Source organism: Streptomyces sp. NPDC045998, from assembly GCF_056430285.1.
Window position 1 is genome coordinate 133,665 of record NZ_JBWKLJ010000003.1, and the last position, 26,667, is coordinate 160,331.

At 72.1% G+C, this 26,667-nt stretch carries 22 protein-coding genes; 4 read left to right on the plus strand and 18 right to left on the minus strand.

Annotated elements, in window-relative coordinates:
- Positions 1-2: 2 nt before the first annotated feature.
- From ftsH to nsdA, 6 genes are all read right to left on the minus strand, one after another.
- The gene (gene ftsH, locus AC07FJ_RS09635) at positions 3-1,901 is read right to left on the minus strand and encodes an ATP-dependent zinc metalloprotease FtsH (protein WP_479047140.1); all 1,899 of its coding nucleotides are present in this window, start codon (positions 1,899-1,901) and stop codon (positions 3-5) included.
- Between the two features lie 144 nt (positions 1,902-2,045).
- Positions 2,046-3,599 (minus strand): signal recognition particle protein, encoded by a 1,554-nt coding sequence (gene ffh / locus AC07FJ_RS09640; RefSeq protein ID WP_479047142.1) that lies wholly within the window; start codon positions 3,597-3,599, stop codon positions 2,046-2,048.
- 85 nt (positions 3,600-3,684) lie between these two features.
- A complete protein-coding gene (locus AC07FJ_RS09645; protein WP_479047144.1) occupies positions 3,685-6,111 on the minus strand; it encodes a [protein-PII] uridylyltransferase in 2,427 nt (808 codons plus the stop codon).
- Positions 6,112-6,135: 24 nt separating this feature from the next.
- The gene (locus AC07FJ_RS09650) at positions 6,136-6,474 is read right to left on the minus strand and encodes a P-II family nitrogen regulator (protein WP_468285289.1); all 339 of its coding nucleotides are present in this window, start codon (positions 6,472-6,474) and stop codon (positions 6,136-6,138) included.
- Positions 6,471-7,835, minus strand: coding sequence for an ammonium transporter (locus AC07FJ_RS09655; RefSeq protein WP_479047146.1), 1,365 nt, complete (start codon positions 7,833-7,835; stop codon positions 6,471-6,473). The genes AC07FJ_RS09650 and AC07FJ_RS09655 overlap by 4 nt, the downstream gene beginning before the upstream one ends.
- 352 nt (positions 7,836-8,187) lie before the next feature.
- Positions 8,188-9,666 (minus strand): transcriptional repressor NsdA, encoded by a 1,479-nt coding sequence (gene nsdA / locus AC07FJ_RS09660; RefSeq protein ID WP_361428090.1) that lies wholly within the window; start codon positions 9,664-9,666, stop codon positions 8,188-8,190.
- A 416-nt stretch (positions 9,667-10,082) separates the two neighbouring features.
- On the opposite strand from nsdA, the gene AC07FJ_RS09665 reads away from it, so the two are divergent.
- Positions 10,083-10,742 carry a bifunctional DNA primase/polymerase gene (locus AC07FJ_RS09665; RefSeq protein WP_479047149.1) on the plus strand — a complete coding sequence of 220 codons (660 nt, stop codon included), beginning with the start codon at positions 10,083-10,085 and terminating at the stop codon, positions 10,740-10,742.
- An 85-nt stretch (positions 10,743-10,827) separates the two neighbouring features.
- Here AC07FJ_RS09665 and ftsY read toward each other — a convergent pair whose 3' ends face one another.
- Positions 10,828-12,054, minus strand: coding sequence for a signal recognition particle-docking protein FtsY (gene ftsY, locus AC07FJ_RS09670; protein ID WP_479047151.1), 1,227 nt, complete (start codon positions 12,052-12,054; stop codon positions 10,828-10,830).
- Positions 12,055-12,154: 100 nt separating this feature from the next.
- Between ftsY and AC07FJ_RS09675 the strand changes: the two genes are divergently transcribed.
- Positions 12,155-13,612, plus strand: a complete 1,458-nt coding sequence (locus tag AC07FJ_RS09675) for a cytosine permease (RefSeq protein WP_479047154.1) — start codon at positions 12,155-12,157, stop codon at positions 13,610-13,612.
- Between the two features lie 152 nt (positions 13,613-13,764).
- Positions 13,765-14,070, plus strand: a complete 306-nt coding sequence (locus AC07FJ_RS09680; protein ID WP_479047157.1) for a hypothetical protein — start codon at positions 13,765-13,767, stop codon at positions 14,068-14,070.
- 127 nt (positions 14,071-14,197) lie between these two features.
- Here the strand turns inward: AC07FJ_RS09680 and AC07FJ_RS09685 are convergent, their stop codons facing one another.
- The 4 genes from AC07FJ_RS09685 to AC07FJ_RS09700 form a co-directional block, all read right to left on the minus strand.
- Entirely contained in the window at positions 14,198-15,631 is a 1,434-nt protein-coding gene (locus AC07FJ_RS09685) for a sugar porter family MFS transporter (protein WP_361428098.1), read from the minus strand.
- Positions 15,632-15,828: 197 nt separating this feature from the next.
- Entirely contained in the window at positions 15,829-19,395 is a 3,567-nt protein-coding gene (gene smc / locus AC07FJ_RS09690; protein ID WP_479047159.1) for a chromosome segregation protein SMC, read from the minus strand.
- A gap of 219 nt (positions 19,396-19,614) precedes the next feature.
- Positions 19,615-19,830: a hypothetical protein gene (locus AC07FJ_RS09695; protein ID WP_361428102.1), complete on the minus strand. Its 216-nt coding sequence runs from the start codon at positions 19,828-19,830 to the stop codon at positions 19,615-19,617.
- Between the two features lie 405 nt (positions 19,831-20,235).
- Entirely contained in the window at positions 20,236-20,517 is a 282-nt protein-coding gene (locus AC07FJ_RS09700) for an acylphosphatase (protein ID WP_361428104.1), read from the minus strand.
- Between the two features lie 121 nt (positions 20,518-20,638).
- On the opposite strand from AC07FJ_RS09700, the gene AC07FJ_RS09705 reads away from it, so the two are divergent.
- On the plus strand, positions 20,639-21,484 hold the full coding sequence (locus tag AC07FJ_RS09705; RefSeq protein ID WP_479047162.1) for a CAP domain-containing protein: 846 nt from the start codon (positions 20,639-20,641) through the stop codon (positions 21,482-21,484).
- A gap of 9 nt (positions 21,485-21,493) precedes the next feature.
- On the opposite strand, the gene mutM is transcribed toward AC07FJ_RS09705, so the two are convergent.
- The 7 genes from mutM to rsmD all read right to left on the minus strand — a co-directional run bounded on the left by mutM (position 21,494) and on the right by rsmD (position 26,646).
- The gene (gene mutM / locus AC07FJ_RS09710; protein ID WP_479047164.1) at positions 21,494-22,360 is read right to left on the minus strand and encodes a bifunctional DNA-formamidopyrimidine glycosylase/DNA-(apurinic or apyrimidinic site) lyase; all 867 of its coding nucleotides are present in this window, start codon (positions 22,358-22,360) and stop codon (positions 21,494-21,496) included.
- A 92-nt stretch (positions 22,361-22,452) separates the two neighbouring features.
- The gene (rnc, locus tag AC07FJ_RS09715; RefSeq protein ID WP_361428110.1) at positions 22,453-23,370 is read right to left on the minus strand and encodes a ribonuclease III; all 918 of its coding nucleotides are present in this window, start codon (positions 23,368-23,370) and stop codon (positions 22,453-22,455) included.
- Between the two features lie 8 nt (positions 23,371-23,378).
- Positions 23,379-23,552, minus strand: a complete 174-nt coding sequence (rpmF, locus tag AC07FJ_RS09720) for a 50S ribosomal protein L32 (RefSeq protein ID WP_030496967.1) — start codon at positions 23,550-23,552, stop codon at positions 23,379-23,381.
- Between the two features lie 2 nt (positions 23,553-23,554).
- Positions 23,555-24,193, minus strand: coding sequence for a YceD family protein (locus tag AC07FJ_RS09725; RefSeq protein WP_479048285.1), 639 nt, complete (start codon positions 24,191-24,193; stop codon positions 23,555-23,557).
- Between the two features lie 165 nt (positions 24,194-24,358).
- On the minus strand, positions 24,359-25,456 hold the full coding sequence (locus AC07FJ_RS09730; protein WP_479047167.1) for an ATP synthase F0 subunit B: 1,098 nt from the start codon (positions 25,454-25,456) through the stop codon (positions 24,359-24,361).
- A 99-nt stretch (positions 25,457-25,555) separates the two neighbouring features.
- The gene (coaD, locus tag AC07FJ_RS09735; protein WP_361428116.1) at positions 25,556-26,035 is read right to left on the minus strand and encodes a pantetheine-phosphate adenylyltransferase; all 480 of its coding nucleotides are present in this window, start codon (positions 26,033-26,035) and stop codon (positions 25,556-25,558) included.
- Positions 26,036-26,061: 26 nt separating this feature from the next.
- A complete protein-coding gene (gene rsmD, locus AC07FJ_RS09740; protein ID WP_479047169.1) occupies positions 26,062-26,646 on the minus strand; it encodes a 16S rRNA (guanine(966)-N(2))-methyltransferase RsmD in 585 nt (194 codons plus the stop codon).
- Positions 26,647-26,667 lie beyond the last annotated feature (21 nt).

Genomic DNA, 26,667 nt, shown 5'->3' on the forward strand with positions numbered 1-26,667 from the left:
CGTCACTCCTCCGCGTGCGCCTTGGCGAGGCGGGGGACGCCGGCCGCACGGTAGGCCTCGGCCTCCTCCAGCGTCTCGTTCTCCAGGAGCGCCGCCGCCAGCGCGTCCAGCTTGGGGCGGTGCTCCTGGAGGAGCCGGCAGGCGTGTTCGTAGCACTCGTCGACGATGCGGCGCATCTCGTGGGCCACCGCGTCCAGGGTCGCGGGCGCGGCGGAGAGCCCGTACGCCTGCTGCGCGTCGCCCGGGATCGCGCTGAGCCGGCCGACCCGGTCGCTCATGCCCCAGCGGCCCGCCATGCCGCGGGCGATGTTGGTGACCTGCTCCAGGTCGCTCTCCGAGCCGGTCGTGACGACTCCGAAGACGACGTGCTCGGCCGCCATCCCGCCCAGCGCGCCGATGATCCGGCCGCGCAGGTAGTCCTCGGTGTACGCGTACTTGTCGGCGTCCGGCGTCGACAGGGTCACGCCGAGGGCGCGCCCGCGCGGCACGATGGTGACCTTGCGGACGGGGTCCGCGCCGGGCTGGAGCATGCCGAGGAGCGCGTGGCCGCTCTCGTGGTACGCGGTGCGGCGGCGCTCCTCCAGCGGCATGACCAGCGCGCGCTCGGCGCCGAGCTGGACCTTCTCCAGGGCCTCGGAGAGGTCCGTCTGGGTGACGCGCGGGCGGCGGCGCTTGACCGCGATCAGGGCGGCCTCGTTGGCGAGGTTGGCCAGCTCGGCGCCGGTCATGCCGGGGGTCGTACGGGCGACGCGGGCCAGGTCGACGTCCTCGGCGAGCGGGATGTCGCGGGTGTGGATCCGGAGGATCGCCTCGCGGCCGCCCCGGTCGGGCGGGCTGACGTGGACGATCCGGTCGAAGCGGCCGGGCCGGGTCAGGGCCGGGTCGAGGACGTCGGCGCGGTTGGTGGCGGCGATGACGATGACGCCCTCGGAGCCGGAGAAGCCGTCCATCTCGGTGAGGATCTGGTTCAGCGTCTGCTCGCGCTCGTCGTGCCCGCCCATGGCGGCGGAGCCGCCGCGTACGCGCCCGATGGTGTCGATCTCGTCGATGAAGATGATCGCGGGGGCGACCTTGCGGGCCTCGTTGAACAGCTCCCGTACGCGCGAGGCGCCGACGCCGACGATCATCTCGATGAACTCGGAGGCCGACGCCGAGAAGAACGGCACCCCCGCCTCACCGGCCACCGCCCGCGCGAGGAGCGTCTTGCCGGTGCCCGGCGGGCCCGCGAGCAGCACACCGCGCGGCATCTTGGCGCCCATGCGCCAGTACGCGTCCGGGTTCTTCAGGAAGTCGACCACGTCGTTGAGCTCCCCCTCGACCTCGTCGATGCCGGCCACGTCGGCGAAGGTCGTGCGCTGCCCGGCCGTGACCTCGACCGGCTTCGGCGGCGCCTTGCGGCCGAGCATGCCCCCGGCACCGCCCAGCCCGGCGCTCATCCGCCGCGAGATGAACACCCACAACAGGACCAGGAGGAGGATCGGCGCGAGTGAGAGCAGCAGGTTGGCGACGAAGCTGGGCCTTTCGACCACCGGCTCGGCGGTCACCGTGACCTTCTGCTTGGTCAGCTCGGACCAGAGTCCGTCGTCGGCGAAGGCGGGCCGCTGGGTGGTGAACCGCTGGCCGTTCTCCAGCTCGCCCTCGATGGCGTCACCCTTGGAGTAGATCTTGGTGACCTTGCCGTCGGTGACCTGCCGGCTGAACTCGGTGTACGAGATGGTCTTCCCGTCGCCGTCGCCGAAGTACGACAGGGCGAGGTTGGTGAGGACGAACACGGCCACCGCGGCGAGGATGAGCGCGATCCACCCGCCGGGCATCTTCCGGCGCGGCGGCGGTGGCGGAGGCGCGCCCTCGGAGCGCCAGGGCTGGTCGGTGCGGTCGCGTGGGGGTACGGAATTGGCCACGTTGCCATCATGCGAGACCGCCGTGAAAGCGGCATTACGGGCGCCGCGCGCCGTGGTGGGCGTACGGCGAAGAGACCGAAGGGGCGCCCACCACCTGGTGGACGCCCCTTGCGCTCAGCCTCGTACGCGGCCGTCAGACCGTGATCAGCCCATGAACTTCTTGAACTCGTCGGGGAGCTCGAAGTCCTTGCCCGGCTGGCCGGCCGGCAGGCCGAAGGCGTTGCCCTGCTGGGCCGCCTGCTCGCGGCGGGCGGCCTCGGCCGCCTCCTCGGCCTTCCGCTTCATCGGGTTGCCGCTCTTGCGCTTGCCCTTGGCCTGCTTCTGCTGCTTCTTCTGACGGCCGGGGCCGCCGCCCATGCCGGGGATCCCCGGCATGCCCGGCATCCCGCCGCCCTGCGCCATCCGGGACATCATCTTGCGGGCCTCGAAGAACCGCTCCACCAGGTTCTTCACCGCGCTGACGTCGACACCGGAGCCCTTGGCGATACGGGCGCGGCGCGAGCCGTTGATGATCGTCGGGTCCTGGCGCTCGCCGGGCGTCATCGACTTGATGATCGCGGCCGTGCGGTCGACGTCCCGCTCGTCGATGTTGTTGATCTGGTCCCGCATCTGCGCCATGCCCGGCAGCATGCCGAGCAGCTTGGAGATGGAGCCCATCTTCCGGACCTGCTCCATCTGGGCCAGGAAGTCGTCGAGGGTGAAGTCCTTGCCCTTGCTGCTCGCCAGCTTGGAGGCCATCTTGGCGGCCTCTTCCTGGCTGAAGGTCTGCTCGGCCTTCTCGATCAGCGAGAGGACGTCACCCATGCCGAGGATGCGGGACGCCATGCGGTCCGGGTGGAACGCGTCGAAGTCGTCCAGCTTCTCGCCGTTGGAGGCGAACATGATCTGGCGGCCGGTGACGTGCGCGATCGACAGGGCGGCACCACCGCGGGCGTCGCCGTCGAGCTTGGACAGCACGACGCCGTCGAAGCCGACGCCGTCGCGGAAGGCCTCGGCGGTGTTGACCGCGTCCTGACCGATCATGGCGTCGACGACGAAGAGGACCTCGTCGGGCGAGACCGCGTCGCGGATGTCCGCGGCCTGCTGCATCAGCTCCTGGTCGATACCGAGGCGCCCCGCGGTGTCGACGATGACGATGTCGTGGAGCTTGGTCTTCGCATAGTCGATCGAGTCCTTGGCGACCTGCACCGGGTCACCGACGCCGTTGCCCGGCTCGGGCGCGTACACGGCGACACCCGCGCGCTCGGCGACGACGGCGAGCTGGTTGACGGCGTTCGGCCGCTGGAGGTCACACGCGACGAGCAGCGGCGAGTGGCCCTGGCCCTTGAGCCAGAGGCCGAGCTTTCCGGCGAGGGTGGTCTTACCGGCACCCTGGAGACCCGCGAGCATGATCACGGTGGGCGGGTTCTTGGCGAACCGCAGCCGGCGGGTCTCGCCACCGAGGATGCCGATGAGCTCCTCGTTGACGATCTTGATGACCTGCTGGGCGGGGTTCAGCGCCTGCGAGACCTCCGCGCCGAGGGCCCGCTCCTTGATCTGCTTGATGAAGGCCCGCACGACGGGCAGGGCCACGTCGGCCTCGAGCAGCGCGATACGGATCTCACGTGCCGTGGCGTCGATGTCCGCCTCGCTGAGGCGGCCCTTGCCTCGGAGGTTCTTGAAAGTCGCTGCAAGGCGGTCGGAGAGGGTATCGAACACGGCGGTCGCGGATCCTCGGGTGTAGGGGGCGGGCGGACAGTCGAACCCAAGGGTATCGGGCTTGAGCCGATCCGCAGCAGCCCCGTCATGCCCGCAGTGCTGCTTCCAGGGTGCGTGCCACTTCCGCCGCCTCCTCGGGGGCCAGCGGGGCGCCGGCGGCGTCCGTGACGTAGAAGGCGTCCACCGCGTTCGCCCCCAGCGTCGAGACGTGCGCGCTGCGCACCCGTACCGCCGCCGACTCCAGCGCCCGCCCGATGCGGTGCAGCAGGCCCGGGGCGTCGTGGGCGCGGACCTCGATGACCGTGGCCAGCGCGGAGCCGGCCGGGGCGACCGTGACGCGCGGTGGCGGGGCCGCGGCGCCGTGGCGGCGGGGGTAGGCGGCCTCGCGTTCGGCGAGGCGGGAGCGGATGTCGAGGGAGCCGTCCAGGACGCGGACGAGGTCCGCGCGCAGCCGGGCGGCCTGCGGCAGGGAGCCGTACTCGGCGGCGACGCGCCAGTTCAGTACGAGGACCGCCCCGCCGCCGCCGAGCTCCGTCGGCAGGTCGATCGCGCGGAGGTCGGCGGAGCGGACGGTGAGGCGGTGCAGGGCGAGGACGCCGGCCACGGCGGGCAGGACGCCCGGCCGGTCGGGGAGGGCGATGAGCAACTCGACGCCGACGGGTTCGGGTGCGTCGCCGTCGGCCGGGCCGTCGGCGTGCAGTGTGAGGACGGGTTCCCCGGTGCGCAGGGCCTCCACGGCGAGGCGTTCCTCCTCGGCGCCGGGCGCGGCGGGTTCCGGGGCCGGGGGTGCCTCCCCCGCGAGGGCGCCGGCGACCCGCTTGACCAGGTCCGCGACGAGGGAGGCGCGCCAGGAGGACCAGGCGGCCGGGCCGGTGGCGAGCGCGTCGGCCTCGGTGAGGGCGTGCAGGAGCTCCAGCGTGGACGCGGAGCCGACGGCCGCGGCGACGGAGTCGACGGTCGCGGGGTCGTCGAGGTCGCGGCGGGTGGCGGTCTCGACGAGCAGGAGGTGGTGGCGTACGAGGGTGGCGACGACGGCGGTGTCGTGGGGGTCGAAGCCGATGCGAGCGGCGATGTCGCGGGCGAGGGGCTCGCCCACGACCGAGTGGTCGCCGGGCAGGCCCTTGCCGATGTCGTGGAGGAGGGCGGCGACCAGCAGGAGGTCGGGGCGCCCGACGCGGCGGGCCATGGCGGAGGCGCGTACGGCGGTCTCGACGAGGTGCCGGTCGACGGTCCAGGTGTGGACGGGGTTGCGCTGCGGGCGGCAGCGCACGTGCTCCCATTCGGGCAGCAGGCGGCTGATGACGCCCTCCGCCTCCAGGGCCTCCCAGACGGGCACGGTGGACTCCCCCGCGCCGAGCAGGGTGACGAGCGCCTCGCGGGCCTCGGCGGGCCAGGGCACCGGCAGCGGCTTGCCGGCGGCGGCCAGGCGGCGTACGGCGTACGGGGAGAGGGGCAGGTCCGCCTGGGCGGCCGCCGCGGCGGCGCGCAGCGGCAGGGCCGGGTCGCGTTCGGGGCGGGCGGTGCGGGCGAGGACGGCCTCGCCGTCCATCTCGACGACGCCCTCGGCGAGCGGGGAGCGCACGGCGGGCTGCCGTCCGAGGAGGGCGCGCAGCCGGGGGCGTACGGCCCGGGCGCGCAGGACGCGGTTGACCTCGCGCCAGGTGACGTCGCCCGCGTACGAGAGGGTGCGGGCGGCTTCGTAGACGCTGCGGAGCAGGGCGTCGGCGTCGGGCAGGCCGAGGGCGGCGGCGACCTGCGTCTGCTCCTGGAGGGCGAGCCGGTCGGTGGCGCGTCCGGTGACGAGGTGGAGGGCGTCGCGGGTGTCGAGGAGGGTGCGGCGGGCTTCGGCGAGCCCTTCGCGGGGGGCGTCGGCGAGCCAGGAGGCGGCGACGGCGCGCAGGGCGGTGGCGTCGCGCAGTCCGCCGCGGGCCTCCTTGAGGTCGGGTTCGAGGAGGAACTGCAGCTCGCCCTGGCGTTCGGCGCGCTCGCGGCAGAGCGCGTCGAGTTCGGGGAGGCGTTTGGGGGCCTGGTTGCGCCAGTCGGCGAGGACGGCGGTGCGCAGGGCGGTGACGAGGCCGAGGTCGCCGGCGAGGTGGCGGGCGTCGAGGAGGCCGAGCTGGACCTTGAGGTCCTCGGCGGCGGTCTTGCGGGCCTCGGTGAGGGTGCGTACGGAGTGGTCGAGGGCGAGGCCGAGGTCCCAGACGGGGTACCAGATCCGGTCGGCGAGCGCGGCGATGGCGGCGGGGTCGGCGGTGCCGTCGTGGAGGAGGAGCAGGTCGAGGTCGCTGCGCGGGGAGAGCTCGCCGCGCCCGTACCCGCCGACGGCGACGAGCGCCACGCCGCGCGCGGGGGCCGCCGGGGCGAACAGGGCCGTCAGCCAGTCGTCGGTGAGACGGGAGAGGGCGGCGCGGCGCGGCGGCCCGGACCGCGCCTCCTGGGTCAGGAGGTGCAGCCGGGCCGCCGCGTAGCCGCTGGGTCCCGAGTCGTCGGCTTTCAGGTCGGTGCTCGTCACCCAGGGCTCCTTGGAAGGCGTGTTCTACAGGGCGTCGGGGCCGCGTTCGCCGGTGCGGACCCGGACGGCGGTGTCGACGGGGACGCTCCAGACCTTCCCATCGCCGATCTTGCCGGTGCGGGCGGCCTTGACGATGACGTCGATGAGCTGTTCGGCGTCGTCGTCCTCGACGAGGACCTCGACGCGGATCTTGGGGACGAGGTCGACGGTGTACTCGGCGCCCCGGTAGACCTCGGTGTGGCCGCGCTGGCGGCCGTAGCCGCTGGCCTCGGTCACCGTCAGTCCCTGGACCCCGAAGGCCTGGAGGGCCTCCTTGATCTCGTCGAGCCGGTGCGGTTTGACGACCGCCGTGATCAGCTTCATGCGTCCACCTTCTTGTCCACCTTCTTGTTCTCCACCGCGGGAAGGGCCTCCGTGGCCGGGGCGGGCTTGCGCGAGCCGGTTCCGCCGCCGGCGCCGCTGAAGTCGTACGCCGTCTCGGCGTGCTCGACGCGGTCGATGCCGGAGACCTCGTCATCCTCGCTGACCCGCATGCCCATCACCTTGTCGATGACGAAGGCGAGCAGCGCGGAGACGATCAGGGAGTAGGCGAGGACGGCGAAGACGCCGACGGCCTGCTTGCCGAGCTGCTCCAGGCCGCCGCCGTAGAGGAGGCCCTTGGCGTCGGACTGGACGCCGCCGGTGGCGAAGAAGCCGACGAGCAGCGAGCCGGCCACGCCGCCGACGAGGTGGACGCCGATGACGTCGAGGGAGTCGTCGTAGCCGAACTTGTACTTCAGGCCGACGGCCATGGCGCAGAGCAGACCGGCGATGGCGCCGATGGCGATCGCGCCGAGCGGGGAACAGGAGCCGCCCGCCGGGGTGATGGCGACGAGGCCGGCGACCGCGCCGGAGGCGGCGCCGAGGGTCGTGAAGGCGCCGTGGCGGATCTTCTCGTACGCGAGCCAGGCGCACATGGCGGCGGCGGTGGCGACCTGGGTGTTGAGGAACATGACGGCGCCGACGCCGTCGTCGTTGCCGAGCCAGGAGCCGGCGTTGAAGCCGAACCAGCCGAACCAGAGCAGCCCGGCGCCGAGCATGACCAGCGGGAGGCTGTGCGGGCGCATCGGGTCCTTCTTGAAGCCGACGCGCTTGCCGATGACGAGGATCACGCCGAGCGCGGCGGCGCCGGCGTTGATGTGGACGGCGGTGCCGCCCGCGAAGTCGATGACGCCCATTTCGAAGAGCCAGCCGCCGGCGCCCCAGACCCAGTGGGCGACGGGGAAGTAGACGACGGTGACCCAGAGGGCGATGAAGAGCGCCCAGGCGGTGAACTTCACGCGGTCGGCGAGGGCGCCGCTGATCAGCGCGGGGGTGATGATGGCGAACATCAGCTGGAAGGCGGCGAAGACGTACACCGGGATGGTGTAGCCGTCCCAGAGCTCGGTGATGCCGATGCCGCTGAGGCCGACGTACTCGGACGACCACCCGATGAGGGAGCCGGAGTCGGTGCCGAAGGCGATGCTGAAGCCGTACAGCACCCACAGGATCGTGACGATCCCGAGGCTGATGAAGCTCATCATCAGCATGTTGAGGGTGGACTTCACCCGGACCATGCCTCCGTAGAAGAAGGCGAGGGCCGGTGTCATCAGCATCACCAGGGCGGAACAGATGAGCATGAACCCGGTGTTCGCGGCAGACAGCGTGGGTGCGTCTGCGGCAAGGGTCGTGATGCCTGGGGGCATCGGCGTCTCCTCGTCTCGGTCGGCCTGTGCGGGGCGGTGCCGGTGGTGGCTACACGGCTATGAGGGGTGGCCGGTTATGAGCACCGAGGTTGGCGCAGCGCGGTTTCGGTCGATGCCGCACGATGTTTCGCCGCAGTGACGAAGAGCCCCCGCGTGTTACGCGGCGGTGAAGCGCAGGGTCACGGGAATGTAACGCGGGTACCGTGCGGGCGCGGCCCGGCACCAGCCCCGCGCGGAGTCCGGCACGGCGCGGGACCGGCCGCGACGGTCACCCTGTTGACCTGGCGTGAGGGAGCCGAGTCGGGCTGTACAGGGGTGACGGTCGCGGCCGGGGTCTGGGTGGCCCGCGCGGTCAGACCGCTTCGGCGGTCTCGGGGAGCTGGGCGGTGAGCTTCTCGGTGAGCCGGGCGACTTCCGGTACGTCGCCGAAGTCGCGGGCCGCCGTGTCGACGGTCTTGCGCAGCCGGGTGTTGACCCGCTCCGACCGGACCCGCTTGGCGACGTGCAGGGCCTGCTCGGCGAGGGCGGTGGACTGCTCGGGCTCGCGCTTGAGCAGGTGCACGGTGGCCATGCCGATGAGGTTGAGCGCGTACGACCGCTGGTGCTCGTCGTCCTTGCGGAACAGCTCGACGGCGCGCTGCATCACGGGCTCGGCGAGGGAGGCGTACGTGGGGCTGCGACCGGCCACATAGGCGAGGTCGCGGTAGGAGTGGGCGTTCTCGCCGTTGAGCTCGGCTTCGGAGAAGAAGCGGATCCAGTCGGGCTCGGGCTCGCCGTCGAGGCCCGCGTCGGCGAAGGTGTCCTCGGCCATCCGTACCGCGCGCTTGCACTTGCTGGGCTGGCCCATGTTGGCGTACGCGCGGGCCTCCATCGCATACAGCATGGCCTGGGTGCGCGGGGTGGCGCAGTCGCGGCTGCCGTACTGGGCGAGGTGGATGAGTTCCAGCGCGTCGTCGGGCCGCCCGAGGTGGATCATCTGGCGGCTCATGGAGGAGAGGATGTACGAGCCGAGGGGCTTGTCGCCGGCTTCCTTGGCGGCGTGCAGCGCGAGCACGAAGTACTTCTGGGCGGTGGGCTGGAGGCCGACGTCGTAGCTCATCCACCCGGCGAGCTCGGCCAGTTCGGCGGCGCAGGTGAAGAGGCGGCGGGCGGTGGCGGCGGGGTGCGGCTCCTGCAGGAGGTCGGTGACCTCGTGGAGCTGGCCGACGACCGCCTTGCGGCGCAGTCCGCCGCCGCACTGGGCGTCCCACTGGCGGAACATGGCGGTGGTGGACTCCAGCAGGTCCAGTTCCGGTGTGGACAGCCGGGTGGGGCGGCGCGGTCCGCCGGACTGCTCGGTGCGGCCGCCGGTGTCACCGGCGGGGGTCGGGACGAGCCAGCGCTGCATGGGCTCGATGAGGGCGGGGCCGGCGGCCAGGGCGAGGGACGTGCCGAGGAAGCCGCGCCGGGCGAGCATGAGGTCGCTGCGGGAGAAGTCGCTGAGCAGGGCGACGGTCTGGGGTCCCGCCCAGGGCAGGTCGACGCCGGACACCGAGGGTGACTGGTGGGCGGTGCGCAGGCCGAGGTCCTCGACGGCGACGACCGTGCCGAACCGCTCGGAGAACAGCTCGGAGAGGATGCGCGGAATGGGCTCGCGCGGCTGCTCGCCGTCGAGCCAGCGCCGTACGCGCGAGGTGTCCGTGCTGATGTGGTGTGCGCCCATCTGGCGCGCCCGGCGGTTCACTTGGCGCGCGAGCTCGCCCTTGGACCAGCCGCTGCGCACGAACCACGAGCTCAGTTGCTCGTTCGGGCGCTTGCCGGCATTCGTACCGTCTGCGCCACTGCCGCCCACTGGAACGCCCCCATCCGCTGTCGTCGCTTGTCGCGCGAACCGTTGTCAGAATGCCGTCGATCGCGACCGTCCGCGTACGAAACGCGGAACCGGCTTGCCCCCGGCATACCCAAGAGGAACGGCCACCACCCCGGTTTCATGTACCGAAAGTAATCCTACGATCACCGATCAGGCGAGGTCGTTTCCATAAACGCCACCATTCGCCACCCCTTCGAATGAACTCGCCGCGCCCCAGGCGCGATTCACTTGACGCACGACGACCAGGAGCCGGCGGATCGTCGCACCGCGAGGCGCGCGTGACGGCTCGCACGACCCTCGATGCCTCCGCGCGCCACCCGTCGGGGCATGGCGGCGACGCAGCGTTACGAGAAGACTCCGCGTCGTAACCACCGGCGAGTTCACCCGTTGGAGGGGGCATGGGCTTCACGATCGGCTCGACCCGGACCCGCACCCGCATCCGCGACATCCGGCGCCGCGGCATGCGCACCGCGGAGTGCACCGTGGTGGCGGAGTACACCGGCCTGTGGGGCTGGGACGTGGTCCCGGGCGCCCGCGCCGCCTCGGGCCGCTGCTCCTGCGGCGACCCGGCCTGTACGGCCCCGGGGGCGCATCCCCTCGACTTCGCGCCCGAGGTGCCGGCTGGCGCGACGCTCGACACCGTCACCGAGGCGTGGTCCCGGTTCCCCGGCGCCGCGCTGATGCTGCCCGTGGGGCGGACGTTCGACGTGCTGGAGGTCTCCGAGCCGGCGGGCCGGCGGGCGCTCGTCCGCCTGGAGCGGATGGGCCTGCCGCTGGGGCCGGTGTGCGCCACTCCGACGGGGCGCGCGCAGTTCTTCGTGGCGCCCGGCGCGGCGGCGGAGCTGCCCGAGCTGCTGTACCGGATGGGCTGGGACGACGCGGACCTCGACCTGCAGTGCCTGGGCCCCGGCGCGTACATCACGGCCCCGCCGTCCGACCACGCGGGACTGGGCCCGGCCCGGTGGCTGCGGGCGCCGTCGCTCGACGCGGGGGCACCGCCGCAGGCGCGGCTGCTGCTGGGGACGCTGGCGTACATCTGCCACCGCTCGGCGGGCTGACGCGAAAACGGGCTGAGGCGAAAAAAGGGGCCCGGGGGGTGAACCCCGAGCCCCGGACCCCGCGCTGGGATCAGTCGCCGATCGATCAGTCGCCGATCAGCGCGTCGACGAACGCCTCCGGCTCGAAGGGAGCCAGGTCGTCCGGGCCCTCGCCGAGGCCGATGAGCTTCACCGGGACGCCCAGCTCGCGCTGGACCGCGACGACGATGCCGCCCTTGGCCGTGCCGTCCAGCTTCGTCAGGACGATGCCGGTGATGTCGACGACCTCGCGGAAGACGCGCGCCTGCACCAGGCCGTTCTGACCGGTGGTGGCGTCGAGGACCAGCAGGACCTCGTCCACCGGGCCGTGCTTCTCGACGACGCGCTTGACCTTGCCGAGCTCGTCCATCAGGCCCGTCTTGGTGTGCAGCCGGCCCGCCGTGTCGATCAGGACGACGTCGGCGCCCTCCGCGATGCCCTCCTTGACCGCGTCGAACGCGACCGAGGCCGGGTCGCCGTTCTCGGGGCCGCGGATCGTGCGGGCGCCGACCCGGTCGCCCCAGGTCTGGAGCTGGTCGGTGGCGGCCGCGCGGAAGGTGTCCGCCGCGCCCAGGACGACCGAGCGGCCGTCCGCCACCAGTACGCGCGCGAGCTTGCCGGTGGTCGTGGTCTTGCCGGTGCCGTTCACGCCGACGACCATCACGACGGCCGGGGTCTCGAGGTCGCTCTCCGTCTTCAGGGAGCGGTCGAAGTCCGTGCCCACGAGGGTGAGCAGCTCCTCGCGCAGCAGCGCGCGCAGCTCGGCCGGCGTCCGCGTACCGAGCACCTTCACGCGCTCGCGCAGCCGCTCCACCAGCTCCTGGGTGGGCGCGACGCCGACGTCCGCCGTGAGGAGGGTGTCCTCGATCTCCTCCCAGGTGTCCTCGTCGAGGTGCTCCCGGGACAGCAGGGTGAGCAGCCCCTTGCCGAGGGAGGTCTGCGAACGGGCGAGCCGGGCGCGCAACCGGACCAGCCGGCCCGCGGTGGGCTCCGGGACCTCGATCTCGGGCGCGGGCGGCGCCGCGACGAGCGGGTCCTCGACGGCCGCCGGCGCTTCGAGCGCCTCTTCGGCCGTGGGGAGGTCCACCTCCTCGATGGTGCGGCGCGGTTCCTCCCGCGGTGTCTCCGCCTCCTCGCCGACGTGCGGCTCGGCGGGCGGAGCGGTGATGGTCGGCGTGGACGACGGCGCCTGGGGCGGAGGCAGCTGCTTCTTCTTGCGGCTGCTGACCACGAGGCCGCTGATCGCGCCGACCGCGACCAGAGCGATGACTACAGCAAGGATGAGGATTTCCATAACGCGACCAGTATCCCCCAGGGCCGTAGGCCCCTATCTGGAGCTTTTGGGGTGAATGTACGATGTCGTGAATCCCCCACCACTCGCACGGAGCTGATCCATGCCCCACGCCTCCGAAGCCGAAGGCGCGATAGAGACCCGCGGCCTCGAACCCGTCCCCGACGGGGAACGCACCGGCCATGTCCGGGAGCTGTTCCCGACCTGGGTGGCCGCGAACATCAGTGTGCTGCTCCTCACCATGGGCGCCGGCCTCATCGTCTTCAACGGCCTGAACATCTGGCAGGTCCTGGTCGTCGCGCTCACCGCGCCCCTCCTGTCGTACGGGATCGTCGGCCTCATCTCGATCGCGGGCAAGCGCGGCGGGTCGCCCGGCATGGCGCTGTCGCGGGCGGTCTTCGGCCAGCGCGGCAACCTCTTCCCCGGCTCGCTCATCTGGGTGGCCCGCTGGGGCTGGGAGACGATCAACGCGGTCACCGGCGCGTACGCCGTGCTGACCGTGCTGGACCTGCTCTTCGGCGTGAAGAGCAGCACGCCGCTGATCGTCGTCACGCTGCTGTTCTTCGTCGCCGCCACGTTCGTGGTGTCGGGGCTCGGCATCAACGCGCTGCGCGTGTGCAGCACCTGGTCCACGTACCTCTTCGGCGCCTTCTCCGTGCTGGTGCTGGTCTACCTCGTCGCCGACACCGACTGGGGCGCGGTCTTCGACAAGCCGGCCGGGTCGACGGCGATGCTGATCGCGGGCATCGGCACGATCGCGGCGGGCGGCATCAGCTGGGTGCCCTCCGGTCCGGACTTCACCCGTTACCTGCCGCGTACGGCGTCGAACCGGGCCGTGGTCGGCTCGACGGTCGGCGGCGCCGGGATCGTGGTGCTGCCGATGGTGCTGATGGGCGCGGTGATGGCGGTGTCCACGCCGGACCTGGCGTCCGCGCAGGACCCGGTGTCGTTCATCGGCGAGCTGCTGCCGGCCTGGATCTCGGTGCCGTACCTGATCATCGCCCTCATCGGCATGCTGCTGATCAACTCGATGTCGATGTACTCGGCCGGCTTCACGGCCCAGACGCTCGGCATCAACGTCCCGCGCGCCTGGGCGGTCAGCGTGAACGCCGTCATCTCGCTGGTCTTCGGCTTCCTGCTGATGGTGGTGGCGACCAGCTTCATCGGCTCGTTCATCTCCTTCCTGACGCTGCTGGCGGTGGCGTTCTCGGCGTGGATCGGCGTCTTCGGCGTCGACATGCTGCGCCGCCGTTCGTACGACGGCGAGGCCCTGATGGACACCACGCGCACCAGCGCCTACTGGTACCGGGGCGGCTTCGCCCCGCAGGCCATGGCGGCGTGGGCCGTGGCGCTGCTGGTGGGCCTGGCCTTCACGAAGGTCGACTGGTTCGCCGGGCCGCTCGCGGACTCCTGGATCGGCCGCAACGGGCTGGGCTGGCTGGTGACGATCGTGGTCGCGGCGGTGCTGTACGCCGTGCTGCCGCGCGCGGCCGCGGCGGCTCCCGTCGAGGCGTCGGACGAGGCGTCGGACGAGTCCGAGCGGGCCGCGGTCTCGGCCTGAGCCCCGGCGCCGCGCCGACTGCTGCTTCGCCTGTGCCCCTTCGCCGGACGTGTTTCCGGTGAAGGGGCATCTCCATGCCCGGGTCAAGGCGTCGGCGGGGCCGGCGCCCGTGTCCGACCTGCGCTGGTGTGCGTTGGCGGTGCATGAACCGTATGCACGTCACTGGCGCGCTGGCGCTGCTCACCGCCGCCGGCAGCCTTCTCGGCAACGCTGCACCCGCGAGCGCCACCTCCATCATCGGCTTCGGCAACGCGGCCTTCGACAACGCCTGCGCCAACATCGGTGGCCCTCGTGCCGGTGGCGCCACGAGGCAGCACAGCGGCATCATCACCGGCCTCGGTGTCGCCGTGCCCGCCGGCAGTCCGGGCAACCAGTGCGGCACCCTGGGACTGCCCAGCGTCCTCCACGAGATGGGTGGTGTGGATGTGATCGGCACATTGACGGGCGGGGAGGTGTAGCCGCACGGCTGCGAGCGATCACCTCACCCCACTCCGACACCGCCCGCCTCACGCGTACTGCCCCGGCTCGCACCTTCGCAGGCGCGGGCCGGGGCAGTCTCGTGGGTGAGGAGAGGGGCAGCGGGGTTTAGCCCATCTCCTCCAACGCCTTGCCCTTGGTCTCCTTGACGTACCGCAGTACGAAGGGGATGGAGAGCACGGCGAAGACCGTGTAGATGATGTACGTGCCGGAGAGGTTCCAGTCCGCCAGGGACGGGAAGCTCGCGGTGATGGCCCAGTTGGCGATCCACTGCGCGGAGGCGGCGACGCCGAGGGCCGCGGCGCGGATGCGGTTGGGGAACATCTCGCCGAGGAAGACCCAGACGACCACGCCCCACGACAGGGCGAAGAAGAGCACGAAGAGGTGCGCGGCGATCAGGGCGACGATGCCCTGGGTCTCCGGGAGCTTGCCGCCGACCAGGTCCGCGGAGAAGGCCCAGGCCTCGAAGGCGAGGGCGATCGCCATGCCGGCGGAGCCGACGAGGGCGAGCGGCTTGCGGCCCACGCGGTCGACCAGGACCATCGCGATCACGGTGCCGATGATGTTGATGATCGACGTGGTGAAGGAGTAGAAGAACGAGCTCTCCGGGTTGACGCCGACCGACTGCCACAGCGTGGACGAGTAGTAGAAGGCGACGTTGATGCCGACGAGCTGCTGGAAGACCGAGAGGCCGATGCCGACCCAGACGATCGGCAGGAAGCCGAAGCGGCTGCCGAGCAGGTCCCGGAAGCTGGACTTGTGCTCGCGGCGCATGGCCGTCTCGATCTCGGCGACGCGGGCGTCCAGGTCGACGCCCTTGCCCTCGACCTCGGCGAGGACCTCCTTGGCGCGGTCGTGGCGGCCGACGGAGATCAGGAAGCGCGGCGACTCGGGGATCGCGAAGGAGAGCAGGCCGTACAGCACGGCCGGGACGACCATGACGCCGAGCATCCACTGCCAGGCCTCGATGCCGGCGATCTCGCCGCGCTGGTCGCCGTCGGCCATGTTGAGGATGGCCCAGTTGACGAGCTGGGAGACGGCGATGCCGATGACGATGGCGGCCTGCTGGAAGGAGCCGAGCCGTCCCCGGTACGCGGCCGGCGCGACCTCCGCGATGTAGGCGGGGCCGATGACCGAGGCCATGCCGATGGCGAAGCCGCCGATCACGCGCCACATGGCGAGGTCCCACAGCGCGAACGGCAGCGCGGAGCCGATGGCGCTGACGGTGAAGAGCACCGCGGCGATCTGCATACAGCGGATGCGTCCGATGCGGTCGGCGATCCGGCCGGCGGTGGCGGCGCCGATGGCGCAGCCGATCAGGGCGATCGCGATGACCTGCGCGAGGGTGCCGGAGCCGATCTCGTACCGGTGGCGGATCGCCTCGACGGCGCCGTTGATGACGGAGCTGTCGTAGCCGAAGAGGAAGCCGCCCATCGCGGCGGCGGCCGTGATGAAGATGACATGGCCGAGGTGGTCGGGGTGGGCCTCGCGGGCGCCCGACGCGGGTGGCTGCGCGGCGGGTGGCTGGGCGGTGCTGGTCACGTGAACTCCTGGGCCCGGCAGCGTCGCCGAGCATGGGGGGCGAGCCCTTCCAGTGGCGCACAACATGACGCCGCCCACCACTTGAAGGTAAAAGCAACGTTGCAGAGACTATGCCTTCAAGTTTCGAAGTCAAGGGTTGAAGGTCTGTGAATTTGCCCAGACGGCGTGTCGGCTTGCGTTCAGGACTTGAAGACAACTCAGCGAAGGCGCTGGCTGATCACCTTGGACACGCCATCGCCCTGCATGGAGACGCCGTAGAGGGCGTCCGCGACCTCCATGGTCCGCTTCTGGTGCGTGATCACGATCAGCTGTGAGCTCTCCTGGAGCTCCTGCATGATCCGGATCAGCCGCTGCAGGTTGGTGTCGTCGAGCGCCGCCTCGACCTCGTCCATCACGTAGAACGGGCTGGGCCGGGCCTTGAAGATCGACACGAGGAGGGCGACCGCGGTCAGCGACCGCTCCCCGCCGGACAGCAGCGACAGCCGCTTGACCTTCTTGCCCGGCGGGCGGGCCTCGACGTCCACGCCCGTGGTCAGCATGTTGTCGGGGTCGGTCAGGACGAGCCGTCCCTCGCCGCCGGGGAAGAGGCGGGAGAAGACGCCTTCGAACTCGCGGGCCGTGTCCCGGTACGCCTCCGTGAAGACCTGCTCGACGCGTACGTCCACCTCCTTCACCACCTGAAGAAGGTCGGCACGCGTCTTCTTCAGGTCCTCAAGCTGCTCCGAGAGGAACTGGTGGCGTTCCTCCAGCGCCGCGAACTCCTCCAGGGCGAGCGGATTCACCTTCCCGAGCTGTTGGTACGCCCGTTCGGCGGTCTTCAGGCGCTTTTCCTGTTCGGCACGGACGAAACGCCGGGGCTGGTTGCGCGGATGCTGGGGGTCGTCCGGCAGCTCCTCGCCCTCGGCGGGCGGGGAGGGCGGCACCGGCTGGTCGGGGCCGTACTCGGCGATGAGGACGGCCGGCTCCACGCCCAGCTCCTCCAGCGCCTTGGTCTCCAGCTGCTCGATCCGCAGCCGCTTCTCGGCGCCGAGCACCTCACCCCGGTGGACCGAGTCCGTGAGCTTGTCGAGCTCGCCCTTGAGCTCGCGGCCCCGGGCCCGGGCGGCCGCCAGGTCCCGCTCGCGCGCCGCCTTGGCGGACTCGGCGGCGGCCCGCTCCCGCTCGGCCCGTACGAGGGAGACCTCGACGTGCGCGAGGAGCTGGCGGGCGCCGGAGGCGACGGCCGTGGCGACCTCGGCCTCGTGGCGCAGCCGGGCGCGGCGCTGCTCGGCGCGGGCGCGGGCCTCGCGTTCGGCGCGGGCGGCCCGGTCGAGGGAGTCGGCGCGGCCGGCGAGGCCCTTGACCCGCTCCTCGTGCGTACGGACCTGGAGGCGGGCCTCCATCTCGGTCTGGCGGGCGTTGGCGCCGTCGGCGGCCAGCCGGTCGCGTACGGAGGTGTCGGGTTCCTCGTCCCCTCTCTCCCCGAAGGGGGACGCCTCCTCGGCGACCGCGAGCCGCTCGGCGAGCTCCTCGGCCTCCTCGGTCGCCTTCTCCAGGGCCTCCTGCGCGCGGGCGGCGGCCGCGGCGGTGCGCTCGGCCTCGCCCGCGGCGCCCCGGGCCTGGCCGGCGAGCCGCCCGAGGGCCTGCGCGACCTGGGACTTCTCGCGGTCGGCGGCCCGGCGCCGATCGCCCAGCTCCTCCACGCGGGCGGCCGCGGCGCGGCGCCGCTCGGCCGCCTCGGTCTGCGCGGCGGCGAGCTCCTCGCACCGTACGGCCAGCTCGGCCAGCTCGGCGGCGGCCTCGTCGACGGAGGCCTGGACCTCCAGGAGGCTGGGCGCCCCGGCGGAGCCGCCCTGCGCGACGTGCGCCCCGAGGACGTCGCCCTCGGCGGTGACGGCGACCGCCTCGGGGTGCGCCGCGACCAGGTCCTCGGCGTCCTCCAGGGTTCCGACGACCACCATGCCGCGCACGAGCCTGCGCACGGCGGCGACGAGCCCTTCGGGGCCCTGCACGAGGTCGGCCACCCGAGTCCCGCCGGGCACCGGGGGCTCGGCCTCGTACGCGGGGGCGCCGGCGACCAGCAGGGCCGCCCGGCCCGCGTCCTGCTTGCGCAGCAGGCGGATGGCGTCGGCGGCCGTCGCGGGGTCGCGGACCGCGAGGGCGTCGGCGGCGGCCCCCAGGGCCGCGGCGACCGGTACCTCGTGGCCGGGCGTCACGGTGAGCAGCTCGACCGCCGGGCCCAGCAGCCCGGCCAGCCGGTCGCCGGCGGCGAGCAGGGCGCCGGTGCCGTCCTTGCGGCGCAGCCCGAGGGCGAGGGCCTCGTGGCGGGCCTGGGTGGCGGCGCGCTTGCGTTCCGCCGCGGTGGCGGCCTCGCGGGCCGCCGTGAGCGCTGCCTCCGCGTCGGCGAGCTCGCGCTTGGCGGCCTCGTGGCGCTCGGCGAGTTCGGCGTCGCCCGCGTCGAGGCCGTCGACCTCGGCCTGGAGCGCCTCGTACTCCTCCTGGGCGGCGGCCGCGCGCTCGCGGGCCTCGTCGCGGGCGGCGGCCAGCCGGTCGATCTCGGCCTGCGCGGCGGCGGCGCGCGACCGGGCCGCGCCCACCTGCCCGGACAGCCGGGCCAGGCCCTCGCGCCGGTCGGCGATGGCCCGCGCCGCGTCCTTCAGGCGCCGCTCCTCCGCCGCGAGCTCCCGCTCCAGCTCGGCGCGGTGCGCGACGGTGTCCTCCAGGGCCCGCTGCGCCGCCTCCAGCGCGGCCTCCAGCTCCGCCTCCTGCTCGCGGACGCGGGCGGCCTCACGCTCCAGGTCCTCGGGGTCCCGGCCGCGCCGCTCCTCCACGGGGGGCGCGGTGGCGCTCTTCACGCGGGCGTCGGCCAGCGAGACGGTCCCGCGTACCCGCTCGGCGAGCTGCGACAGCTCGTACCAGGTCTGCTGGGCGCGCTGGAGCCGCGGGGCGAGCCGGCGCACCTCGTCCTCCAGGTCGGCCTCGCGGGCGAGGGCGGTCTTGAGCTCCGCCTCGGCCCGCTCCTTGCGCTCCTTGAGCGCGGCCTCGTCGGCGAGCTCCGTCCGCAGCGCCTCCCGGAGGCGTACGAGGTCGTCGGCGAGGATCCGGAGCCGCGCGTCGCGCAGGTCGGCCTGGATGACGGCGGCCCGCCGTGCCACGGCCGCCTGCCGCCCGAGGGGCTTGAGCTGGCGCCGCAGCTCGTCGGTGAGGTCCTGGACCCGGGCGAGGTTGGCCTGCATCGCGTCGAGCTTCCGCAGCGCCTTCTCCTTGCGCCTGCGGTGCTTGAGGACGCCCGCGGCCTCCTCGATGAACGCCCGCCGTCCCATGGGATCGGCGTGCAGGACGGAGTCGAGCTGGCCCTGCCCGACGATCACGTGCATTTCCCGGCCGATACCGGAGTCGGAGAGGAGTTCCTGGATGTCCAGCAACCGGCAGGTGTCCCCGTTGATCTGGTATTCGCTGCTGCCGCCGCGGAACATGATCCGCGTAATGGTGACTTCGGCGTAGTCGATGGGGAGCGCGCCATCGGAATTGTCGATGGTGAGGGACACCTCGGCGCGGCCCAGCGGCGGCCGCCCGGTGGTGCCGGCGAAGATGACGTCCTCCATCTTTCCGCCGCGCAGCGACTTGGCGCCCTGTTCGCCCATGACCCAGGAAAGGGCGTCCACCACATTGGACTTCCCGGAACCGTTCGGCCCCACGACACACGTGATGCCCGGTTCGAACCGCAGGGTGGTGGCGGAGGCGAACGACTTGAAACCACGCAGGGTCAGGGCCTTGAGGTGCACGCCCCCGGACTCTACCGGGCGTCCTCCGTTTGACCCATGAACACGAAGGGCAGACCAGACCGTAAGGAGCGGGGATACAGCAGATGAACATGGGGAACCCGAGGCTCATGGGGCTGGTGGGTCCCATGGGGCGGGAGCGGAAAAGAAAGAAGGGACGCCGCAGGAGCGTCCCTTGCATATCTAGGGAGAGTGTTTCTCACCTGCCCGTGGGGGCTGTGGTCAGGTGAGCGCAGGCTCCGCCTTGGATACGTCGATGTCGATGCCGTCGAGCAGCGACTCGCCGCTGTGCGCGGCAGCTGCGTTCAGCGCGTCGTTCTCGGACTGGATCCGTACGAGCTCGGATTCCAGGTCCTGGACGCGCTGCTGAAGCCGCCGCATCTCGGCGAGAAGTCGCGGGTCGGAACCGCCGACATAACCGAGAAGCGCCTTTGCCATGATGGATGGTCCTCCACACTGAGTGACCGACCGAAGCGGTGTGGGTCGTGAGGGTTCGCACCCGCGGTGTCCGGCAGCAGAGAGTGGTGCCGCTGCGGTTCCCACTGCCAAACAGCTAAGGTGCGCGGGGCTTCCAGAGTCTCACCAAAAAGTTTGACGGTCAACACGATCACGCCCCGCATCAAGGGCCAACCGGGGGGTCTGCGGCCGCGGATGCTGCGGCGGCGCCTCGCGCACGGTGCCCTCGGGGGCGTGTCGATCATCGTTTCCCGCGCAGCCTGGCACGCGGCGCCGTTCTTGGCAACCACCAGGGGCTTTTCCCCGCACGGGGGAACGCGCGGCACTGCGTGCCGGGGGCCGCGCGGGGGTTTCCCGGCGCCCCCCGACGCCCCCGGACCAAGATCGTCAGCGGACCTCGAAGCCGTCGTAACCGCCGCGCGGCGTGTCCCAGATCTCAGTGACTCCGTCAACACGGCCGGGAGTGTCGCCGGAGCCGAGCCACTCCAGCAATTGGTGGCAATTCTCACTCGGCCCCTCGGCCACCACCTGGACCCTCCCGTCTTCGAGGTTCAGGGCGAATCCGGTGAGCTCACCGATGCGCAATGCGTTTGCCCTGGTGAACCAGCGGAAGCCCACTCCCTGTACGCGGCCGCGCACCCAGGCGGTGAGCCTTACGTGATCATTCATGGCTGCACGCTAACCGGCGAATTGCTCAAGCGGCACTTCTCCCCCACGCGTCATGGCGTACAGTCCCGACGCAATGAGCGTCACCCATACGGGTGAGTTAGTCATCAGGAAGGCAGAGCAGATGGGACGCCACCGGAAGAAGCGGGCCGTAGTGCCCGTACGCACCGGTCTGCTCGGCGCCTCCGCCGCGGTGGCGGTGGGCGCCGTCGCCGTCGCCTCCGGGCTGCTGCCGGGCGGCGACACGTACAAGGTGGGCGGCGGCCCGTCCGCCGAGCACATCCGCACCGGGGCCCCGGAGCTGCGGACCCAGGGCGAGGCGAGCGCCACGCCCACCGGCCGCGCGCCGGCCTCCCCGAGCCCGAGCCGGAGCGCTGAGCGCCCGCAGACGCCGTCGAAGACGCCCACGGCGAAGCCCACGCCCACCCCCAGCCCCACGAAGCCGTCGGCCACGCCGTCGAAGCGCGCGAAGGCCCCGGAGCCGTCGGCGTCCACGCAGCGGGCCACGCCGAAGAGCGCGAGCCCCTCCCGTACGGCCACGGCGACGCCCCAGCGGACCGTCGAGTCCACGACGGCCCGCGTGGCGAGCAAGGAGCGGGCCGCCGAGGCCGCCGTGCTGAGCCTCGTCAACGCCGAGCGCGCCAAGGTCGGCTGCAGCCCGGTCCGCCCCAACGCCGAGCTGGCGTCGCTGGCGGGGGCGTTCAGCCTCGACATGGCGCAGCGGAACTTCTTCTCGCACACCGACCCCGACGGGGACTCCCCCTGGGACCGCGCCGCGCAGGCCGGCGTGTCCGGCCTCGCCGCCGAGAACATCGCCCGGGGCCAGTCCGACGCCCAGGCGGTGATGGAGTCCTGGATGAACAGCGACGGCCACCGCGCCAACATCCTCAACTGCGACTACACGACGCTCGGCGTCGGCGTGCACTTCGCCGAGGGCGGCCCGTGGTGGACGCAGGACTTCGGCTTCTGAGCCGTTCCGTTACGCCGCGCTGACGGCGCGCGGCGGGCGCTGGCAGCGCGGGCAGAAGTAGCTGGACCGGTTCATCCAGGGGCGGCGGCGCATCGGGGTGCCGCAGCGGCGGCAGGGCTCGCCCTCGCGGCCGTAGGCGTCCAGGGAGCGGTCGAAGTAGCCGGACTCGCCGTTGACGTTGACGTACAGGCTGTCGAAGCTGGTGCCGCCGACGGCGAGCGCGGCCGTCATGACCTCCCGTACGTGGCCGAGGAGCTCGGCCGAGCGGGGGCGGGTGAGGGTGGCGGTGGGCCGGTCGTAGTGGAGGCGGGAGCGCCACAGCGCCTCGTCCGCGTAGATGTTGCCGACGCCGCTGATCAGCGACTGGTCGAGCAGGGCCCGCTTCACCGTCGTACGGCGCAGGCGCAGCGCGGTGTGGAAGGCGGCCTCGTCGAACGCGGGGTCGAGCGGGTCGCGGGCGATGTGCGCGATGGCCTGGGGCAGCCCCTCGGGGGTGTTCTCGTGGAGTGAGAGCCCGCCGAAGGTGCGCTGGTCGACGAAGCGCAGCTCGGTGCCGAGGGAGTCGTCGAAGCGGACGCGTATCCGCAGGTGCTTCTCGTCCGGGGCGTCCTCGGGCTGGACGAGCAGCTGGCCGCTCATGCCGAGGTGTCCGAGCACGGACGCGTCGGTCTCCTCCAGCGGCAGCCACAGGTACTTCCCGCGCCGCCGTGCGACTCCGAAGCGCTGCCCCTTCAGCCGGGCCGCGAAGTCCTCGCCGCCCGCCAGGTGCCGCCGTACGGCGCGGGGGTGCAGGACCTCCGCCTCGCGGACGGTCCGCCCGCTGATCCAGCGCTCCAGGCCGCGTCGTACGACCTCGACCTCGGGCAGCTCGGGCACGGGGCACCTCCGGTGGGCGATGTGGAGGGGGATATGGGGAAACCCCGCCGCACCGCGGAAACGGTGCGACGGGGGCGGAAGCGAGCAGTGGCTCAGGCCGTGGCCGAGTCCGCGGTGTGCGCGGCCTCGGGGACCGAAGAGGTGTCGGCGGCCTCTTCGGAGCCGGAAACAGAGCCGGAAACGGAGTCGCGGCCGGTTTCGGATCCGCCGGAAGCGGAATCCGTGCCGGATTCGGCCGCGGCCTTCGCCGCCGCCTCCCGCTCGTCCGCGGCGGCCCGGATGGCCCGCCAGGCGGACTCCGCGGCCTGCTGCTCCGCTTCCTTCTTGCTGCGGCCGGTGCCGGTGCCGTACGAGACACCACCGACGCGGGCAGCAGCAGTGAAGGTCTTCTCGTGGTCCGGTCCGGTCTCGGTGACCAGGTACTCCGGAACGCCGAGGCCCTCGGCCGCGGTCAGCTCCTGGAGGCTGGTCTTCCAGTCCAGGCCGGCGCCGAGGTTCGAGGACTTCTCGATCAGCGGGTCGAAGAGCCGGTGCACCAGCTCGGACGCCGCTTCGAGGCCCTGGTCGAGATAGACCGCACCGATCACCGCTTCGAGGGTGTCGGCGAGGATGGAAGCCTTGTCCCGGCCCCCGGTGCCCTCTTCACCCCGGCCCAGCCGGATGAAGGAGCCCAGGTCGAGGCCGCGGCCGACCTCCGCCAGCGCACGCGAGTTGACCACCGCGGCCCGTAGCTTGGCCAGTTGGCCCTCGGGCAGGTCGGGGTGGGTGCGGTACAGCGTGTCCGTGACCACCAGGCCGAGCACGGAGTCCCCGAGGAACTCCAGCCGCTCGTTGGTGGGCAGACCGCCGTTCTCGTACGCGTACGAGCGGTGCGTCAGCGCACGCACCAGAAGGGCGGACTCGAGCTGATACCCGAGCCGCCCTTCCAGAAGCGTGTGGGACGAGGCCGTGTTCTCCGCCTGCTTCTTGGCGTCATCCGCCGTTTTGTGGCTAGACACGGTGCCTCTCACCAGCCCGCTCAGACCGAGAGGACCTGGCGCTTGTTGTACGTGCCGCAGCTGGGGCACGCGATGTGCTGCTGCTTCGGCTCCTGGCAACGCTCACACGAAACCAGGGTGGGGACCGCAGCCTTCCACTGCGACCGGCGGTGGCGCGTGTTGCTGCGCGACATCTTCCGCTTCGGAACAGCCACGGCTACTTCTCCTGCTTCTCGTCGACGCCCGGTTCGGCGCCGCTCATGTTGTCCTTCTCCCCGGTCCCGAGTGAACCGGCGAGTCCCTGCAGTGCCGCCCAACGGATGTCGACGGCGTCATGGTGGTGGTCCGGGTCGTCGTTCAGGCTGACCCCGCAGTCGGGGCACAGGCCGGCACAGTCCTCCCGGCACACCGGCTGCAACGGCAGTGCGAGCACCACCGCGTCACGCAGCACGGGCTCGAGGTCGAACATGCCGTCCTCGAGGGGGGTCATGTCCTCGTCGTCCTCGGCATCGTCGTCCGCGGCCCCCTTGCGGTGGCCCCGGTCATCGGTGTCGGGGTACGAGAACATCTCCTGGAAGTCCGCCACAACATCCTGGTGCAGCGGCTCCAGACACCTTACGCACTCCCCCTCGGCGCGTGCACGGGCGGTGCCCGTGACGAGCACCCCTTCCATGACGGACTCGAGGCGGAGCTCCAGCTCGACCGGCGAGCCCTCGGGCACGCCGATGACCTCGGCGATCCCGAGGTCGGCCGGGGCCTGGACCGAGCGGGAGAGCCGCTGGAGGGCACCAGGACGCCGCCCCAGCTCGTGCGTGTCGAACACGAGGGGGTTGCGGTGGTCGAGGCGCGTACTCAGGGCTCTTCCTGCTTTCGGAAATCGTCTGGGGGGCGGCCCGGCATCAGGACTGACGCCGACGCGGGCACGCCGAATCGCGGATGTACTCGCGACCGAAGAGCCAGGATACTTGACGCTTCGCTCACAGCCCAATCCGGGGCCGTCCGCTCCGGATGCGCGGGCCGCTCAGCGCCCCTGCTCGTAGCGGCGCAGCTGCTCCATGTCGATCATGCTCGTGTCGAAGAAGCTGGTCTCGTCGAGCGCCGCGGCCTGCTGGCCGCCCTCCGGCACCGGCTGCGGCTGGTGCTGCTGCCCGTACGCGTACGGATCGGCGTAGGCCTGATCGTAGCCACCCTGCTGCTGGTAGCCGGCGTAGAGGTCCTGCTGCGGGTAGCCGTACGCCTCCTGGGGGGCGCTCTCGGGCACGTACGTATACGGGTCGGGCGTCAGGGCCGGGGCCGCCGGGACGGGCGGCGTGGAGGCCGCGGAGGCGGCGGAGGCGGCGGAGGCGGCGGAGGTCGCGACGGGCTGCCGACGGGCCGGCTCGGGGTCGGCCAGCTCGGCGAGGCCGGCCAGGTAGTCCGCGTCGCTGGTGTGCCGCTGCTGGGGGAAGCCGGCCGCGTCCTGCGCCGCCATGTGGGCGCCGAGCTCGTCGGTGGCGATCCGGCCGTGCAGCTTCTGGCGGCCGCGGCCGACGGCCTCCAGGGTCTTGGAGAGGACCGCCTCGAAGGCGCCGAGCTTGGCGTCGACGTACTCGTCGGCGCGGTGGACGAGGATCTGCGGGTCGGCGCTGTACTCGGGGGCGTCATCATCGCCGTAGCCCTGCGCGTCGACGCCCGGGCCCCGTCCGAGGAGCTTCTCGCGGCCGCGGTCGACGGAGCCGATGGTCTTGGTGAGGACGACCTCGAAGTTGGCCAGCTTGGAGTCGACGTACTCGTCGGCCTCGGCGCGGATCTCCTCGGCCTCGCGGCGGGCCTCGGCGAGGATGCGGTCGGCCTCCTCCTGGGACCGCCGGGCGATCTCGGTGTCGGAGATCAGCGAGCCGCGCTCGGCGTGGGCGGCCTCGATGATCCGCTCGGCCTCGGCGCGGGCCTGCTCGACCAGCTGCTCACGGCCGCCGATCAGCTCCTGCGCCTGGGCCAGGGAGCCGGGCAGGGCCTGGCGCACCTCTTCGAGCATCGCGAGCAGCTCGGCGCGGTTGACCACGCAGGAGGCCGACATGGGCATGGAACGGGAGTTCCTGACCGTCTCGACGATCTCGTCGAGCTTCTTCTGCACGTCCACCGTGTGCTCGCCACTCTCTACAGCCGGGTTGGAGACGGACGGGTCGACTGTACGGCCAGAGGGCGCGGCCCCGACAGCGGGTGACGGGACGTCAGTCGCTCACTGCCCGCGCAGGCGCCGCACGAGGGCCTCGTGGACCACCGGGGGCAGCAGGTGCGAGACGTCGCCGCCCCAGGCGGCGACCTCCTTGACCAGGGAGGAGGAGAGGAAGCTGTAGGTCGGGTTGGTCGGCACGAAGAGGGTCTCGACGCCCGAGAGGCCGTTGTTCATCTGGGCCATCTGCAGCTCGTAGTCGAAGTCGCTGACCGCGCGCAGGCCCTTGACGATCGCGGGGATGTCGCGTTCCTTGCAGAAGTCGACGAGCAGGCCGTGGTGGGACTCGACCTTGACGTTCCCGTAGTCGCTCGTCACCTGGCGGATGAGGTCCATCCGCTCCTCGACGGTGAACAGGCCCTTCTTGGACTGGTTGATCATCACCGCGACGTGCACGACGTCGTACAGCTTGGAGGCGCGGGCGATGATGTCGAGGTGTCCGTTGGTGATGGGGTCGAACGACCCCGGACAGACTGCGCGGCGCAACTGAAGTCCCTCGCTCCCAGGTCCGGTCATCGTGCGTCTTCGCACGGAGAGGCGGCGCGACCGTACCAAAACGTTCCCTCGCCGTAGCGACGGGACCGCAGCGGCTCGAAACCGTCCGGCCAGGGGAATTCCCCGCCTCTGGTGCTGCGCTCCACGGTGACGAGCGCATCGTCCGCGAGCCAGCCCTGCGCGCGGAGTGTGAGGAGTATCTCCCCAAGATCGCCGTCGGCGACGGCGTAGGGCGGGTCGAGGAAGACGACGTCGTACGGCGTCGTCGGCGCCGGTCCCGTCACGATCTGTTCGGCTTTGCCGTGGCGGACCTCGGCGCCGGGCAGGGCCAAAGCGCGGACGTTCTCCCGGAGGGTGCGGGCGGCCCGGGCGTCGGCCTCGACGAGCAGGGCGTGGGCCGCGCCGCGTGAGAGCGCCTCCAGGCCGACGGCGCCGGAGCCGGCGTACAGGTCGGCGACCCGGATGCCGTCGAGCGTGCCGAGGAGCGCCTCCCAGGTGGAGAAGAGGCCCTCGCGCGCCCGGTCGGAGGTGGGGCGGGTGCCCTGGCCCGGGGGCACCGCCAGGCGGCGTCCGCCGGCTACGCCGGCGATCACGCGGGTCATCTCGGTCCTTGTCGTCGTCCC